This window comes from Actinomadura madurae (genome assembly GCF_047130825.1).
In the GTDB taxonomy this organism is placed as follows: Bacteria; Actinomycetota; Actinomycetes; order Streptosporangiales; family Streptosporangiaceae; genus Spirillospora; species Spirillospora madurae.
Window position 1 is genome coordinate 28,926 of record NZ_CP083237.1, and the last position, 15,918, is coordinate 44,843.

The 15,918-nt window shown below is 71.9% G+C and carries 15 protein-coding genes and 2 pseudogenes; 13 read left to right on the forward strand and 4 right to left on the reverse strand.

Translation table 11 applies throughout. The annotated features are described in order from the left end of the window. Window positions 1-14 precede the first annotated feature (14 nt). The 10 genes and pseudogenes from K8Z49_RS00140 (at window position 15) to K8Z49_RS00185 (ending at window position 9,504) form a co-directional block, all read left to right on the forward strand. Complete coding sequence (locus tag K8Z49_RS00140; RefSeq protein WP_412517285.1) at window positions 15-1,502, forward strand: class I adenylate-forming enzyme family protein; 1,488 nt, start codon at window positions 15-17, stop codon at window positions 1,500-1,502. Further along, a complete protein-coding gene (locus tag K8Z49_RS00145; protein ID WP_412517286.1) occupies window positions 1,499-2,620 on the forward strand; it encodes an acyl-CoA dehydrogenase family protein in 1,122 nt (373 codons plus the stop codon). The genes K8Z49_RS00140 and K8Z49_RS00145 overlap by 4 nt, the downstream gene beginning before the upstream one ends. Continuing rightward, entirely contained in the window at window positions 2,620-3,624 is a 1,005-nt protein-coding gene (locus tag K8Z49_RS00150; protein ID WP_412517287.1) for an acyl-CoA dehydrogenase family protein, read from the forward strand. The genes K8Z49_RS00145 and K8Z49_RS00150 overlap by 1 nt, the downstream gene beginning before the upstream one ends. A 409-nt stretch (window positions 3,625-4,033) precedes the next feature. Beyond that, window positions 4,034-4,945 carry an SDR family oxidoreductase gene (locus K8Z49_RS00155; RefSeq protein WP_412517288.1) on the forward strand — a complete coding sequence of 304 codons (912 nt, stop codon included), beginning with the start codon at window positions 4,034-4,036 and terminating at the stop codon, window positions 4,943-4,945. 24 nt (window positions 4,946-4,969) lie between these two features. Further along, window positions 4,970-5,101, forward strand: a pseudogene (locus K8Z49_RS00160) (zinc ribbon domain-containing protein); the annotation flags it as partial. A 21-nt stretch (window positions 5,102-5,122) separates the two neighbouring features. Next, window positions 5,123-5,371, forward strand: coding sequence for a Zn-ribbon domain-containing OB-fold protein (locus K8Z49_RS00165; protein ID WP_021596053.1), 249 nt, complete (start codon window positions 5,123-5,125; stop codon window positions 5,369-5,371). After that, window positions 5,368-6,516 (forward strand): thiolase C-terminal domain-containing protein, encoded by a 1,149-nt coding sequence (locus tag K8Z49_RS00170; protein ID WP_412517290.1) that lies wholly within the window; start codon window positions 5,368-5,370, stop codon window positions 6,514-6,516. Before K8Z49_RS00165 ends, K8Z49_RS00170 begins: the two co-directional genes overlap by 4 nt. Beyond that, on the forward strand, window positions 6,513-7,688 hold the full coding sequence (locus tag K8Z49_RS00175; RefSeq protein WP_412517291.1) for an acyl-CoA dehydrogenase family protein: 1,176 nt from the start codon (window positions 6,513-6,515) through the stop codon (window positions 7,686-7,688). The genes K8Z49_RS00170 and K8Z49_RS00175 overlap by 4 nt, the downstream gene beginning before the upstream one ends. Further along, on the forward strand, window positions 7,685-8,704 hold the full coding sequence (locus tag K8Z49_RS00180) for an acyl-CoA dehydrogenase family protein (protein ID WP_021596050.1): 1,020 nt from the start codon (window positions 7,685-7,687) through the stop codon (window positions 8,702-8,704). Before K8Z49_RS00175 ends, K8Z49_RS00180 begins: the two co-directional genes overlap by 4 nt. Further along, on the forward strand, window positions 8,701-9,504 hold the full coding sequence (locus tag K8Z49_RS00185; RefSeq protein ID WP_412517293.1) for an enoyl-CoA hydratase/isomerase family protein: 804 nt from the start codon (window positions 8,701-8,703) through the stop codon (window positions 9,502-9,504). The genes K8Z49_RS00180 and K8Z49_RS00185 overlap by 4 nt, the downstream gene beginning before the upstream one ends. Window positions 9,505-9,553: 49 nt before the next feature. On the opposite strand, the gene K8Z49_RS00190 is transcribed toward K8Z49_RS00185, so the two are convergent. After that, window positions 9,554-11,605, reverse strand: a complete 2,052-nt coding sequence (locus K8Z49_RS00190; RefSeq protein ID WP_412517295.1) for a right-handed parallel beta-helix repeat-containing protein — start codon at window positions 11,603-11,605, stop codon at window positions 9,554-9,556. Window positions 11,606-11,655: 50 nt separating this feature from the next. Here K8Z49_RS00190 and K8Z49_RS00195 point away from each other — a divergent pair. Then, window positions 11,656-11,943: pseudogene (locus tag K8Z49_RS00195) on the forward strand (AMP-binding enzyme); the annotation flags it as partial. Between the two features lie 181 nt (window positions 11,944-12,124). Beyond that, window positions 12,125-12,337: a hypothetical protein gene (locus K8Z49_RS00200; protein ID WP_412521350.1), complete on the forward strand. Its 213-nt coding sequence runs from the start codon at window positions 12,125-12,127 to the stop codon at window positions 12,335-12,337. Window positions 12,338-12,471: 134 nt separating this feature from the next. Here the strand turns inward: K8Z49_RS00200 and K8Z49_RS00205 are convergent, their stop codons facing one another. The 3 genes from K8Z49_RS00205 to K8Z49_RS00215 are packed head-to-tail and all read right to left on the reverse strand — an operon-like array spanning window position 12,472 to window position 14,721. Further along, on the reverse strand, window positions 12,472-12,849 hold the full coding sequence (locus K8Z49_RS00205) for a nuclear transport factor 2 family protein (protein WP_021596047.1): 378 nt from the start codon (window positions 12,847-12,849) through the stop codon (window positions 12,472-12,474). 41 nt (window positions 12,850-12,890) lie between these two features. Further along, complete coding sequence (locus tag K8Z49_RS00210; RefSeq protein ID WP_021596046.1) at window positions 12,891-13,535, reverse strand: TetR/AcrR family transcriptional regulator; 645 nt, start codon at window positions 13,533-13,535, stop codon at window positions 12,891-12,893. A gap of 34 nt (window positions 13,536-13,569) precedes the next feature. Further along, entirely contained in the window at window positions 13,570-14,721 is a 1,152-nt protein-coding gene (locus K8Z49_RS00215; protein WP_412517296.1) for a Rieske 2Fe-2S domain-containing protein, read from the reverse strand. Between the two features lie 102 nt (window positions 14,722-14,823). On the opposite strand from K8Z49_RS00215, the gene K8Z49_RS00220 reads away from it, so the two are divergent. Further along, window positions 14,824-15,765, forward strand: coding sequence for a PDR/VanB family oxidoreductase (locus tag K8Z49_RS00220; protein WP_250362110.1), 942 nt, complete (start codon window positions 14,824-14,826; stop codon window positions 15,763-15,765). The last annotated feature ends 153 nt before the right edge of the window (window positions 15,766-15,918 follow it).

Below are 15,918 nucleotides of genomic sequence, written 5' to 3' on the forward strand. Positions count from 1 at the left end.
GGGGAGTGACGGACGTGCACATCGTCGAGCTGATCGACACCTATCTCGCCGGACACGGCGACCGGGTCCGGGCCACCGACCACACCGGAGGCTGGACGGGGCACCGGCTCGCCGAGCGGGCCCGCCGGCTCGCCGGCGGCCTCCAGGCGCAGGGCGTGCGGCGCGGTGACCGCGTCGGGGTCATGATGGCCAACGGCGTCGACGTCCTCGTGGCGTACGAGGCGATCTGGCGGGCCGGTGCCGCGATCACCCCGCTGATGCCGGCCCTCGTCCCGGACGAGGTCGCGCACATCCTCGAAAGCGCCGAGCCCGCCGCCGTCCTGGTCTCCGCGGACACCGCGGACACCGTCCGGGCGGCGCGCGCCGCGGCGGGCGGGACCTTCCCGCTGGCCGGCGACGGCGGCGACGTCCCGTGGGCAGGGTCGGCGGCGGACGTCGTCCCGGGCGGACACGACGAGGGCGACCTCGCGGCCGTGCTGTTCACGGGCGGCACCACCGGCCAATCCAAGGGCGTCATGCTGACCCACCGCAACCTCACCGCCGCCGCCGCGATGGCCGCCACCGCCGATGACGCCCGGCCGGAGGACGTCAGCCTGGTCACCCTGCCCCTCTCGCACGGGTTTGGCCTGATCGCCTTCCTGGTGACCTACCTGCGGCCGCTGCGCCTGCTGGTCCGGCGGCGCTTCGACCCGGACGACTTCGCCGCCACGGTCCGGGAGGAGGGCGTGACGGTCGCGGACGTCGTCCCGGCCATGCTCCAGGCCCTGCTCGACCAGGGGCACGTCCACTCGGGCGCGCTGCGTACCCTGCGCACCCTCTACGTCGGCGGGGCACCCTGCCCGCCCGACCTCATCGAGACCGTCCAGAACTCTCTCCCGGTCCGTGTGATCGAGGGGTACGGGCTGACCGAGTCAGGAACGCTCATCGCGGGCGACTCGCCGTCCCGGCCGCACCGCCGGGGGAGCGTCGGGGTCCCGTTCGAGGGCGTCGACGTCCGCATCGTCGACCCGGACGGGCGGGACGCGCCGCCCGGCCGGATCGGCGAGATCATCGTGCGAGGCCCCGCCGTGATGGCGGGCTACTGGAGGGACGAGGCCGCCACCGCCGAGGCGATCCGCGACGGCTGGCTGCACACCGGCGACCTGGGCAGCCAGGACGAGGACGGGTACCTGCGCATCGCCGGGCGCCGCAAGGAGCTGATCATCCGGGCCGGCTTCAACATCCACCCCGCCGACCTGGAGAACGCCATCCGCACCTGCCCCGGCGTTGCCGGCGTCGGCGTCGTCGGCGTACCGGACCGCACCCTCGGCGAGCGGGTGGTGGCGGCCGTGGTCGGCACCTGCACGCCCGAGGACGTCCACCGGCACTGCCGCACCAGAGTGGCCGGCCCGAAACGCCCCGACGAAGTAGTGATCGTGGAGCGCCTCCCGCTCACCCCCGTCGGCAAACCCGACCGCAACGCGCTGGTCGCCGCCCTGGCGGAACAGGGCATCGCGTCATGAGGTTGTCTCTCCCCGGCGCAGCGCCCGCCGCGACGGACCTGCGCCTGGAGGTGCGGGCCTTCCTGGAGGGGGCGGAGTTCACCCCGCGCTGCGACAGCTGGCTCACCGGCTTCGACCCCGCCTTCAGCCGGAGACTGGGCGAGCGAGGCTGGCTCGGCATGACCGTGCCCCGCCGCCTCGGCGGGCACGGCCGCGGCCCGCTGGAACGGTTCACGGTGATCGAGGAACTGCTGGCGGCCGGTGCCCCGGTCGCCGCCCACTGGGTCGCCGACCGGCAGATGGCGCCCGCCCTCGTGGCGCACGGCTCGTCCGAGCAGCGGCGGCGGTTCCTGCCCGCGATCGTCCGTGGCGAGTGCTTCTTCGCCATCGGGATGAGCGAGCCCGACAGCGGCTCCGACCTGGCGTCGGCGCGCACCCGGGCCCGTCGCGTCCGCGACGGATGGTCGCTGACGGGCACCAAGGTGTGGAGCAGCGGAGCCCATCGCGCCCACGTCATCCTCGCGCTGGCCCGCACCGCACCCCCGGGCCCCGATCGCCGCGCCGGACTGAGCCAGTTCCTGGTGACGCTGCCCCACCCGGCGGTGACGATCCGGCCGATCGGCGGGCTCGCGGGGGAGCACCACTTCAACGAGGTGACCTTCGACGAGGCGTTCGTGCCCGACGGCATGCTCCTCGGCCGGCCCGGCGCGGGCTGGGGGCAGGTCACCGCGGAACTGGCGCACGAGCGCGGCGGCCCCGAGCGGATGCTCAGCACGTTCCCGCTGATCCGGGCGGCGGCCGCGCAGACCGGCGATGACGCCGCGCGCCGGGCCCTGGGCGGGCTGCTCGCCCGGCTGTGGACGCTGCGGCAGGCGTCCATGGCGGTCGCCGGGGCCCTCGAACGAGGCGACGGCGCCGGCGCGCAGGCGGCGCTGGTCAAGGATCTCGGCACCCGTTTCGAACGGGAGGTCATCGACGTCGTGCGAGCCCACATCCCGGTCGAGCCCGATCCGGACTCACCCGCCCCGCTGGCCCGCGCCCTCGCCGAGGCCGTCGTGCAGGCACCCGGGTTCACCCTCCGCGGCGGCACCACGGAGATCCTGCGCGGCATCGTCGCCCGCGAGCTGGGAGTCCGCTGATGGCGCTGCTCGACGACACCGTGAACCGGATCCTCGTCGAGCGGGCCGGCGACGCCTGGCCCGCCCTGTACGAAGCGGGCCTGACGGCCATCGGCATACCCGAGCGTTCCGGAGGCGCCGGCGGCGGCCTCGCCGACGCGGCCGCCGTCCTCCGTGCGGCCGGGTATCACGCGGCCGCCGTTCCGCTGGCCGAGACCTGGCTGGCCGGGCGCCTGCTGAGCGCCGCCGGGCTGCCCGTCCCGCCGGGGCCGCTCACGGCCGCCGGGTCGGTGCGCGGCGGGCCGTGGCCGGGCGAGGTCCGGGCCGAACGGGACGGCGCGGGCTGGCGGCTGAGCGGCCGGCTGAGCCGCGTCCCTTGGGCCGCGCACGCCGACCGCATCGCACTGGCGGTCGAGGGCCCGGAGGGGACGCTGGCCGCGCTGGTCGAACGCTGCGCGGTGTCCGTCGAGCCGGGCCGCAACCTCGCCGGAGAGCCGCGTGACGACATCACGCTGGACGCCGTCGCCGTCGATGCCGTGCCGTCCCCGTTCACTCCGTCCGACCTGATGCTGCACGGAGCCCTGGCAAGGACCATCGCCATGGCCGGGGCGGCGCGTCGCGTCCTGGACCTCTCGCTGCGCCACGCCGCCGAACGCGAGCAGTTCGGCCGGCCCATCGCGCGGTTCCAGGCCGTCCAGCAGCTTCTGGCCGAACTCGCAGGCGAGGTGATGCTGCTGGAGACCGGCGCCGAGGCGGCCACGGTGGCGTTCGGCGCCGGCGGTCCGGCCGCCGGGACCGCCGTGGCCTGCGCCAAGGCCGATGCGGGCCGCGCGGCGGGCGCGGCGGCGGCGACGGCCCACCAGATCCACGGCGCCATCGGGGTGACCCGCGAGCACGTCCTGCGGCGCCTCACCCTGCGGTTGTGGTCATGGCGTGACGAGTACGGATCCGAGGCCCGCTGGCGGGACCGCGTCGCCGCCGCGATGGGCGGCAACGCCTGGGCCGTGGCCTGCGGGGAGGCATGACGATGACCGGAGCCCTCGACGGGCCCTTCGGCGACGGCACGAGCGGCTACTTCGACGGCATCAACCGCGGCAAGCGCCACATCTGCCCTGATCTGTCCCACCCAGCGGGCGGGACGTGCTGTGTTCTTGGCGGCCAACGCCGCTCCCGTCGACACCGTCCCCGAAGCCCTGGCCGAAGCCCGGGTGCGGCACCGGGGCCTCGTCGCCGTCACCGGCAGTCGCCGGGAACTCGGCGTGCCCATCGCGCTGTCACGGACCCCGGGCCGGGCGCACACCCCGCCAGGCCCCGGGGAGCCGACACCGCGGCCGTGCTCGGCGAACTGGGCCACAGCGCGGCGCAGACCGCCGAGCTGCTTCGCGACGGGACGGCCCACCAGTGAACGACCTGTCAGGAAGGAAGGACAGCGGAATGACCGACCTGTGCAAGGGACGCGTGGCCATCGTCACCGGCGCCGCCCGGGGAATCGGCCGGGCGTACGCCCTGGAGCTGGCCCGGCAGGGAGCGGCCGTCGTGGTCAACGATCTCGGGGGCGCCCGGGACGGCTCCGGCGCCGACCCCGGTCCCGCCCTCGCCGTCGCCGAGGAGATCCGGGCCTCCGGTGGACGCGCGGTCGCGAGCACCGACGACGTCGCCGACCACGAGGCGGCCGGGCGCCTGGTGGGGACCGCGGTACGCGAGTTCGGCGGCCTCGACATCGTGATCAACAACGCCGGCATCCTCCGCGACCGGATGCTGGTGAACATGACGGCGTCCGATTGGGACGACGTCGTCCGCGTGCACCTGCGCGGCACCTTCGCCGTCTCGCGGCACGCCGCGGCCCACTGGCGGACCCGCGCCAAAGCGGACGGGCCGGTCGACGCTCGCCTGATCAACACCAGTTCGTCCAGCGGCCTGTTCGGCAACCCCGGCCAGTGCAACTACGCCGCCGCGAAGGCCGGGATCGCCGGGTTCACCCTCACCGCCGCCCTGGAACTGGAACGGTACGGCGTCACCGTCAACTGCGTGTACCCGGCCGCCGCGTCCCGCCTGACCGCCGGCCTCTCCGCCTACGCGGGCCGGGAGGCGGACCCGCTGCGCGACCCGGCCACCATCGCCCCCCTGGTGGTGTGGCTGGCGAGCCCGCACTCCCGGGGCGTCACGGGCCGCATGTTCGGCGTCCGGGGCAACGCGATCACCGTCGCCGAGGGCTGGCGGCCGGGCCCGTCGATCGACCGCCCCGAACGCTGGGATCCGGGCGAACTCGGCGAGGTGCTCCCCGCACTGATCGAACGGGCCCGGCCCAACGCCGCACCCGCCCTCGGCTCCGTCCGGACGGGCTGACCGGTGGCCGCCGACAGCCGCCCGGTGCCCGTCCCCACTCCGGCCACGCAGCCCTTCTGGGACGGCACCAGAGCCGGTGAACTGCGCCTTCAACGCTGCGAAGACTGTGTCCGGCACGTGTTCTACCCGCGTATCGCCTGTCCCTTCTGCGGCTCGTCCCGCCTCGAATGGACTCCCGTGAGCGGACGCGCCAGGCTCAGCTCGTACGTCATCAACCACGTCCCCGCTCCGGGATACGCCGGCGACGTCCCCTACGTCATCGCGATCGTGCAGCTGGACGAGGGCCCACGCATGATCACCAACCTCGTCGACGTGCCGCCCGATCCCCGCGCCCTCCCGCTGGACCTGCCGCTGGAACTGGTCATCGAGCCGCGTGGAGACCAGGCGCTGCCCCTGTTCCAGCCGGTGCCGGAGGCAGGCCCGTGAAACCGCGAGGGGTGGCGATCGTGGGGGCCGCGGAGACCGACGTCGGCGTCCTTCCCCACCTGTCGGAGCCGGACCTGCACGCCCGCGCGGCCGCCATGGCGCTGGCCGACGCCGGACTGACCCCGGCCGACGTGGACGGCATCGCCACCGCCTGGCATTCGCCGATCGACATCGCGCACCACATCGGCGTCACCCCGTCCTGGCACGACGGCACCACCGTGGGCGGCTGCTCGTTCCTGGTGCACGTCGGCCACGCGGCGGCGGCCATCGACGCGGGGCTGTGCACCACCGTGCTGGTCCTGCACGGCGAATCCGGACGGTCGCGGATCGGACGGCCGTCACGGCGCACACCGCCCGATTCCCTGTCCCGCCAGTTCGAGGCGCCGTACGGGGTGCGCGGCGCGGTCACCGCCTTCACCCTTCCCGCCCTGCGCTTCCTGCACGAGACCGGCACCACGCGCGAGCAGATGGCCGCCGTCCCCGCCGTGCAGAGCCGCTGGGCGCACGGCAACCCTAGGGCCTGGCGGGCCGAGGAGTTCACCGTCGAGGACGTGCTCGCCTCCAGAGTCGTCGCCTGGCCGTTCCACAAGCTGGAATGCTGCCCCGTCACCGACGGCGGAGCGGCCCTGGTGCTGACCGCCGCCGAACGCGCCGCCGACCTGCCGCGCACGCCCGTCCATCTGCTGGGGGCGGGCGAGGCGGGGGAGAGCCCGCTGGTCGCCCACATGGAGGACCTCACGTCCTCCCGGGCCTTCCGCGAGTCGAGCCGCCGGGCGTTCGCGCAGGCCGGCGTCACCGTCGCCGACGTCGACCATCTGATGGTCTACGACCCGTTCGCGCACCTGCCGCTCTACGGGCTGGAGGACCTCGGATTCGTCGGCCGCGGCGAGGCGGGCGCCTTCGTGGCGGACGGCAACACGGCCCCCGGCGGTTCCCTGCCGATGAACACCAACGGCGGCGGCCTCTGCTACACGCACACCGGCATGTACGGCATGTTCGCGATCCAGGAGTCCGTCCGGCAACTGCGCGGAGACGCGCACCGGCAGGTGGACGGAGTGGAGATCAGTGTCGTCCAGGGAGTGGGCGGCATCTTCACCTCCGCCGCGACACTCGTCCTGGCCGACCGCCCCAAGGAGGGCCGATGACCGAGGACTTCTCCGCCCGGGCCGCCGCCTGGCTGGCCGAGCACGCCCCCCGCGAGCCCGTCACCGGCGTGGCGGAGGCGCGGCTCTTCCAGGCGGAGCTGCACGGGGCCGGATTCGCCGGCATCGCCTGGCCCACCGAGCACGGCGGCCAGGGACTCACCCAGGTGGAACAGCGCACGTTCGACGAACTGGCCAGGGACTACGCGCTGCCTGCCAGACCCTTCCTCATCGGGCTCGGCATGGTCGGCCCCACACTGCAGGACCTCGGCACCGCCGAGCAGAAACGGCGCTTCCTGCGGCCGATGCTGCGCGGCGACGAGATCTGGTGCCAGCTCTTCTCCGAACCCGACGCGGGCTCGGACGTCGCCGGCCTGACCACGCGGGCGCGGCGGGACGGCGACGGCTGGCTTCTGCACGGCCAGAAGGTGTGGACGTCCCGGGCCGAGTACGCCGAGTGGGGGGCGGTGCTGGCGCGCACCGACCCCGACGTGCCCAAACACCGGGGAATCACGATGTTCGTCATGGACATGGGCTCCCCGGGCGTCCAGGTCAGGCCGCTGCGCGACATGACCGGCACCGTTCGCTTCAACAAGGTGTTCTTCGACGGCGTCCGGCTACCCGCCGGCGCCGTGGTCGGCGCGGTCGGCGAAGGCTGGGACGCGGCGGTGCGGATGCTCGGCCACGAGCGGATCACCATCTCCGACCTGCGCCTTCCACGCGACCACCCGGCCTCCCACACCGCGCTCGCCGCACTGGCCCGTGCCCGGGGCGTCGCCGATGACCGGCACGTCCGCCGCCGCCTGGCCGAGGTTTACCGGGCGGAGCGGCTCGCGGAACTGCTGGCCGCCAGGCTGGGAGAGGAGGCGCGCGCGGGCCGTCCCATCGGCCCCCGCGGCTCGGCGGGCAAGCTGGCCGCCGGACGGCTCGCCCGCCTCTCCGCCGACGCCATCGCCGACATCGCCGGCCATACCGGGCTGGCGTGGGAACCGGAGGACGGCGCCGCGGCCCGGCTCGCCGCCGCCCTCCTGGACGCTCCGTCCGCCCGCATCGCCGGAGGCACCGACGAGATCCAGCGGCAGATCATCGGCGACCGGGTACTCGGCCTGCCTCGCGAGCCCGCCACCGACCGCGACGTCCCCTTCTCGGAGTCGCGTGCGAGAGGAACCGCATGAGCCTGGTACCGACCGCCGAGCAGGAGCAACTCCGCGACGCCACACGCCGGTTCCTGGCCGGGGCCCCGCCACCCGCCGCCGGGCCGGATCGGGAGACATGGCGCCGCCTGGCCGAGGACCTGGGCGTGACCGGCCTCATCGTGCCGGAACGGCACGGTGGTGCGGGGGCGGGGGCCGCCGAGCTGACCGTCGTCCTCGAAGAGATGGGGGCCGCGCTGCTCCCCGCCCCGTTCCTGTCCTCCTCGGTGCTCGCCGCGAGCCTCCTCCTCCAACTGGACGGGACCGACCTGCCGGCCGGAATCGCCTCCGGAGAAAAGATCGTCGCCGCGGCCCCGTGGTGGGACCCCGCGGCCGGGCCCATCACGGCCGACGCGGACGGCCGCCTGCACGGACGGGTACCGTGCGTGGTCGACGGAGACCTCGCCGACGTCTTCCTGGTCGTCGCCGACCACCGCGCGGTCTTCGCCGTGGACGCCGACGACCTGGTCCGGCGGACCCTGACCACGCTCGATCTCACCCGGGGCGCCGCCCGGATCGAGCTCGCCGGCGCCGCGGGCCGCCCGCTGCCCTGCCCCGACCTGCCGCGGGCGCTCGACGCCGCCTGGAACCTGACGGCCGTCGGCCTCGCCGCCGAACAACTCGGAGTGGCTCGCAGATGCCTGGACATGACCGTGCGGTACGCGCGAACCCGCGTGCAGTTCGGAAGGCCGATCGGCTCGTTCCAGGCGGTCAAGCACGCCCTGGCCGACCTCTACGTCGACTGCGAACTGGCCGAGTCAGCGGTTCGTCACGCCGCTCGGGCGGCCGATTCCGAACCCGCCGAACTCCCCGCGGCCGCCGCGCTCGCCCTCGCCTCGATGACGGCCTTCCAAGCCGCCGATCAGGCCATCCACCTTCACGGCGGCATGGGATTCACCTGGGAGTACGGCCTTCATCTCTACTACCGGCGGGCCAAGGCGGCTCAACACCTGCTCGGCGACCCCGCCACCCATCTGGACCGGTTGGCCCGGCCATGAAAGACGTCCACACCGACATCGCGGGCCACACCGCCGTGGTCGAACTCCGGCGTCCCCCGTCGAATCACTTCGACACGGCTCTGATCGCTCAACTCGCCGACACCTACGAGGCTCTGGATCGCGACCGCTCATGCCGTGCGATCGTTCTCTGCTCACAGGGAAGGCACTTCTGCGCCGGTGCCGACTTCAGCCGCTCTGACGCTGTTCTGGACGACGCGTCCGAACTCTATTCCCAAGCCCTCCGCCTGTTCCGCTGCCGGACCCCGGTCGTGGCCGCGGTGCAGGGCGCGGCGATCGGCGGGGGGCTGGGCCTGGCACTCTCCGCCGACTTCCGGGTCGGTGGCGCGGGCTCACGATTCGCCGCCAACTTCAGCCGCCTGGGCTTCCACCCGGGCTTCGGCATCTCAGTGACCCTCCCACTCGTCGTCGGACACCAGAAGGCCCTCGACTACCTGCTCACCGGACGCCGCTTCAAAGGCGAGGAAGCCCACCGCTCCGGCCTTCTCGACGAACTGACCGACGACGATGACATCCGCCGAACGGCGATGCGCCTTGCCGACCGAATGGCATCCGCCGCACCCCTGGCAGTGGCGAGCATCAAACGAACCATGCGACAGGAGCTGGTCGATCGGGTAGCCGGCGCCATGAGTCGTGAGAACCAGGAGCAAACCCGCCTGCGAACCACCCCCGACTTCGCCGAAGGACTGACCGCCTCCTCCCAGCGCCGCCCACCGAACTTCACCGGGGCCGCCCCGGGGCCCGCCAGCCCGCCATCACCCGGCAATTGCCCCCAAAAGTAGCGCGCGGAATCGCGAGGCCGCGCCTCATGCTCCTGGTCCCTTTGAGACGTTATGGGAGTTGTAGGGGGAAGGCCGCCGCTCGGGCGTAGAGCTTGTAGAGCTTGAACGGGCCCGCGAAGGGCAGCCCGCAGGCGTTGTCGAGCATGCTGGTCGCCTTCTTGTTGCTCAGCGTCGTGCCGCGCGCCCCGGGATGGTCGATCTGGCCACCCATGAACACCGCCATCTTGTCCAGCATGTGGTCGCGCCGGCCGGTCGCCATCTCCTGCCAGGAATGGCAGGTCATCGCGGCGAGCATCGCGTCGTCGAGTTCGCTCGCCCCGTGATCGTGGGGGTCGCCGGCGGGCGCCGCCCTGGACGCGGCCGGGGCGGGGGCCTCGGGGGTCGTGAACCAGGGGCACGGGCCGCCGGGCTTCAAGTTGGCCATACAGGTGAGCAGTTCGAGTTCGTTGCCCAGGTTGCCGAACCCGATGCTGAGGAACGGCGCCTTCCCGTTCAGGCAGTCGGGCAGGTTGGCCGGTGACGTGGTGACGGTTCCGTTGGAATACCAGCAGTTGCCGAAATTGCCGGGGAATGCGTCCCACCAGAAGTCCAGGCCGTTGCCTGCCATCCGGTTGCCGTAGAACTGGTTGCGGTGCGAGGTGGACAACTTCAGCGGGTCGCAGCCTGTCATGGGCTGATCGGAGCAGACGAACGCGTCCGGCACGGCGAAGAGCATGGCCCCACGCCGCCAGTTGTCGCGGAAGCTGTTATTGCGGACGACGTTGTCGTCACCGCCGGCGATCCACATTCCGCTCCCCACCGGGACCGGCACCGTCGGCACCACGTCGCTGTCAGCCAGGTACGGGTTGAAGTTGTTGGAGAAGAAGTCGTTGTGCTCGATGAGGTCGCCCTGCTGCGGGAAACCGGGATGCCCGGCGGCGGTGAACACGTCCGTGGTGAACCCGAGGGCATTGTCGTAGAAGTTGTTGTGGTGCACCCAGGTCGCGCTGCCGTCGGTGCCTGAATAACCGCTGGTGTTGTGGTGCGAGTCGCAGTACCGAATCTGCTGGCTGTAGCGCGCGGTCGGGTAGACCTTCTCGTCGCGTCCGGCCGCGGTCTTCGCGCCCGACCCGGGATACAGCCCGGAGTCGCCGTTCCCGACCGCCTCGCAGTTCTGAATCACACCGTGGTCTTCGACGAAGGTGAGCACGCCGTACTCGCCCGCGTAGAAGGTCTTGAATCTGTCCAGCAGGTACCCGTTGCTCTCCAGTACGTAGATGTTGTGTTCTTCAGCGTGCCGGACCGTCACGTTCCGCAGGACGAAGCCGTCGGCCCTGTCGGCACGGATGCCCACGTCCTTCGCCGAGTTGCGCGGGCCGCCGTTGCCGGTCGACGGATCGCCGGCGTCCACGACCACGTCGTCGGCGCTCACGCCCGACCCTTCGAGCTGGAGGTTGCAGCGCACGCACGCGCCCAGGTTGGGGATGCCGTGCCGGTCGACGAGCGGCGGATCCGGGTCCTCGCCGCCGCCGGGAGCCCGTCCGAGCACGGCGATCAGGTTGGCGTCGTTCTGGCAGGTGTACTCGCCGAGGTAGGAGTACGCGCCCGTGCTCAGCTTGTACTGCTCGCACGCGGGGTCGTGGGTCGGCTTCTTCCGCGCCGTGGGCTCGGTGTAGAGACCCGGCAGCACCACGACCCGGTCGTTGTTCCGCGAATCGGTCACCGCGGGCTGGATCTCGCTGTACCGGCACCGGTCGAACAGCGCCCGGTTGATCCGCTTCAGCTCCCGCGCCTCGGCAGCGCCGAAAGCCCGGTGGTCGTGCGGGCGGATGTCGTAGCCCGACTTCAGCGCCCGCTTGATCGAGGCGTCCAGCCGTTCGAGGGAATCCGGCCGGCACACCACCCGGGTCGTGCTCCGCGGGGCGTTCTCGACCGCCGACGCCAGGCTCCGCGGTGTCGGCACCTTCCCGCCCGCGCACGGGCTGACGGAACAGTCGGGACCGGGAGACGGCCAGTACGACGGCCGCTCGATGTGCGCCTGTGCCACCTGTACCAGGCCGAGGACCAGCACGATCGCGGCCGCCGGCGGCACCCACAACCTCATGAGAATCCGCGGGCCCATCCGGTACTCCCTCGCTCGGCGCTCCGCACTGGCCCCCGAACGCTTACTTGGTGCTCATAGAACCACGACCACCAAATCCGAGAAAGCCTCACAACCAGACCGGTATCGATTCCCAGACCCGCCTCCGCCGCGACGGCAGGCTGCACACCGGCGACCTGGAGAACGCCATCCGCACCTGCCCCGGCGTTGCCGACGTCGGCGTACCGGACCGGACCCGCGGCGAGCGGGTGGCGGCGGCCGTGGTCGGCACCTGCACGCCCGAGGACGTCCACCGGCACTGCCGCACCAGAGTGGCCGACCCGAAACGCCCCGACCACGTAGTAATCGTGGAGCGCCTGCCGCTTACCCCCCCCGTCGGCAAACCCGACCGCAACGCTCTGATAGCCGACCCTGACAGAACAAGGCATCAAGTCATAAGCCTGTCCTCACACCCACCATTCGCCGCACCGAAAGGCACGAGCCTTTGGGAGTCTTCGGGGGTCGGAGTATATGTCGGTGGCGGCTGCCATCATTCGACGCATGACCATGACCCCCTCCATCGAAGAGTCCTGGGTGCGTTTCGAGGCGTGGCTGGCCGACCATGCCCCGGTCACTCACGCCACCTTGAGGGCGCCGGCCGAGTCGGCGCATATCGCGGCCGCCGAGGAACAGATCGGCACGGCCTTTCCGTCTGATCTGGTGAGGCTGCTATCCCTGCATGACGGGACCTGTGGCCTTCACTCGCCGCGATGATCGCCGATATCGCCGAAGCGACCGAGCAGGCGCGCTACATCCGACGCTACCGCCCCCAGGTCGAAGCCGGCGTACTCCAGTGGGAAATTGTTCACTGACCCTGGTCGAGACGGCCACCACTTAACCAAGCACTATTAGTGTCCGTCGGGTTGGTCTGGGGTGAAGGGCCATTCTTCGAACTGGGTGCAGCGGCCTTCGGTGTCGAAGCGCATGATCCATAGGTCGCGCCAGCGTGCCAGGTCGTCGCGCTCGTAGGTGACCTCGATGCGCACGACCGCTCTGTCGCCGTCGATGGCCACGATCTCGCTCGTCATCGTGAAGGGTTCGTCGGGGCCGTCGCGTTCGGCGTCCCACCACTGGCCGAGCCGGGGCAGGCCCACGATCGGGTGTGCCCACGGTGATGGCAGGTAGGACACGTCCGGCGAGAACAGGTCGGTGAGCGGCTCGGTGCCGGGAGTGCGCCACGCCCGCTCGTACCCGGCGACCCACCGTTCTACGGCATCTCTGTCCACACCTTCCATGCTGCCAGCCACGGTCCGGCGTGCCGGGGATTTCAGGGTGTGGGGGCCAAGCCCTTGGCTATCAGGTGCAGGCCGAATTCGAACTGGTCCGAGGACGGCAGGGACGGGAGGTCCGCGGAGAGCCTCACCGTGGTGGGGAAGCGGTCGGCGGGGAGGCCGGCGTAGAAGTGGTGGCGCTGGCGGCGGGCCTCCGGGTCGTCGCCCCAGGTGCGAGGGGCCTGGTAGCCGGAGAAGCCCAGGGCGTAGGTGATGAGGACGCCGTAGGCACGGGTTGCTTCGGCGCCTTTCAGGCCGGCGGATTCGAGGCGGGCCAGGACGTCCTCCATGGCGCCGTCCAGGGCGTCGATGCTGTCGGTGACGCGGGTGGAGAGCAGGCGGACGACGCAGGGGTGGGCGAGCATCATCGCGCGGAAGGCCCGCCCGCAGCTCACGAGGATGTCGACGGGGTCGTCCGTCCCGGCGGGAGGGAGCTCCATCCCGCCGAGGACGTGGTCGGCCATCGCGTCGAGGATCTCCTCCTTGTTGCGGAAGTAGCTGTACAGGGTCATCGCGCCGACGCCCAGTTCGCCGGCCAGGCGCCGGACGGTCAGGGTGTCCAGGCTCTCGGAGTCGCCGATGCGCACGGCGGTCTCGACGATGCGTTCGCGGGTGAGCGTCCGCGCGTCCTTCTTGGCCATGCCGCTCCGTGTCTCGTCGGTTTCCCGAGCGAGGTTAGCGCTTGTACGGCTGGACGTTCGGCCTGCTCTGCTCGACCTTGCGCCGCCACGCGGTGAGGGACAGGTCGGGGCGGTAGAGCTTCTCCGGCGGGGCGTCCATCACGTCGACCATCCAGGCGTCCTGCGCGGTGAACTGGCCGTGGAAGAGCCAGCGGACGGCGGTGAGGTACTTGACCTTGAAGAGGCCGGCGCGGGCACCGGTCTCGAAGCGGACCATCAGCTGGACGTACCGCACGTTGTCGGCGTCCACCGGGACGTACCACTCGTAGTGGATGAAGTGCGGGTAGGCGACGCGGAGGATGCCGGGCATCCGGATGGAGACGAAGCCGGGCAGGTCGAGGCCCTTGATCACGGGGTTGATCTTCTGGGCCTTGCCGGGGGCGTCGGGCAGCGGCATCCGCTTCCACCAGCGCTTGTTCGTCCACAGGCCGAGGCCGGGCATGTCGGCCTCCCAGTGCACCTCGTCCTGGACGCGGACGAGCCATTCGCCGCGTTCGACGACGCGGGTCTTGTTCCAGGCGGGCATCACCTTGAAGAGCCGCCACAGCGCCGTGTTGTGGAGGTACTTGGCGTGGCCCTCGTCGAACCCGTTCTCGGCGGCGAACCGCCAGTTGCCCTTGCGGATGTCGGTGCGGCCGCCGATGACGAGGGCGTTGTGCCGAAGTTCCTCGGGGAGGTCGTCGTTCAGGGGGTGAGGGTCGCCGTCGCCGATGTACACCCAGATGAGGCCGAAGCGCTGCTGGACGGGGTAGGTCCGCACTTTGACGCGGCCCTTGATGGGCGAGTCCGGGCCGTCGGTGAGGACGCCGCAGAGGTTCCCGTCCTTCAGGTCGTAGGTCCAGCCGTGGTACGGGCAGGAGACCGTACCGGGGAACTGGCGCCGGCCCAGGGAGAGGGGCACGCCGCGGTGGGGGCAGCGGTCGTGCAGGGCGTGGATCTCCTCGCCCTCGCGGACGAGGGCGATGTTCTCGCCGAGCACGGTGACGGCTACGGGCTTCTTGCCGACCTGCTCGGTCCACAGGACCGGGTACCAGTGGTCGCGGAACCCGAGGACGGCGCTCTCGTAGGTCGGCCAGGACGACCAGTCCTGGCCGGGCTGCCGCCGCTGCGGCCGGGAGCGGCCGGGGGACGTGGCGTCGGTGGTCAACGGTGCCTCCTTGAACAATGTTACGTACTTTGTACGAGCCCATTCCGCCTTGTCAAGCCCGGCTCTTGACGGCCATGCAAAGTACCGTACATAGTACGAGCCATGCTGGAGAACGAACACGAGCTGCTCGTCCGCTCGATGACCTGGGAGGCGGCCGGCGTCCTGTCGGTCACGCTGGCCGGGCTCGGCGGCGGGCCGCTGCCGCCCTGGGAACCGGGCGCCCATCTGGAGCTCGACCTCGGCAAATGGGTCCGCCAGTACTCGCTGTGCGGTGAGCCGGGGGAGTCCGGGACGTACCGGATCGCCGTCCTCTATGAACCGGACGGCCGGGGCGGCTCGGCCTTCGTGCACGAGGAGTTGCGTCCTGGCCAGACGGTGCGGGTGCGCGGCCCGCGCAACCGGTTCCCGCTGGAGGACGCGCCGCGGTACCTGTTCCTGGCGGGCGGCATCGGGATCACGCCGCTGCTGCCGATGATCGCGCGGGCCGCCGGCCGGGGCGTCCCGTGGCGGCTGGTCTACGGCGGCCGGAGCCGGAGCTCCATGGCGTTCCTGCCCGAACTCGCCCGGTACGGGGACGCGGTGACGGTCGTCCCCGAGGACCGCGCCGGGCGTCCGGACCTCGATGCCCTGCTCGGCACGCCGCAGGAGGGCACCGCCGTCTACTGCTGCGGTCCGGAGGGCCTGCTCGCGGCGGTCGAGAAGCGGTGCGCGGCGTGGCCGGACGGCAGCCTGCACGTCGAGCGCTTCGCCGCGGCGCCGCGCGGTCCGGCGGACGACACCGCGTTCGAGGTGGAGTGCGCGCGGTCCGGGCTGACGATCGAGGTCGAGGCGGACGAGACCGTCATGGACGCCCTGGAGCGCGCCGGCGTCCAGGTACCGAACGCCTGCCGCGAGGGCATCTGCGGAAGCTGCGAGACGCCCGTGCTGGCAGGGGTTCCGGACCATCGGGACGGGCTGCTGACCGAGGCGGAGCGGGAGGCCGGAAGGACGATGATGCCCTGCGTCTCGCGCTGCCTCTCGGCCCGGCTGGTTCTGGCTCTCTGAGCGATCTCCGAGCCGGAATTCCGATCCGGGGCATTGACTCGTGACCTAAGTAGTGTACATAGTACGCATCACCCGTTATTCGCGGCTTCATCTCGACTTTCTCGGTAGCGCGCCCCTTCTCGCGGGGCGCTTGAGCCTCCGCAAGGGGCCGGA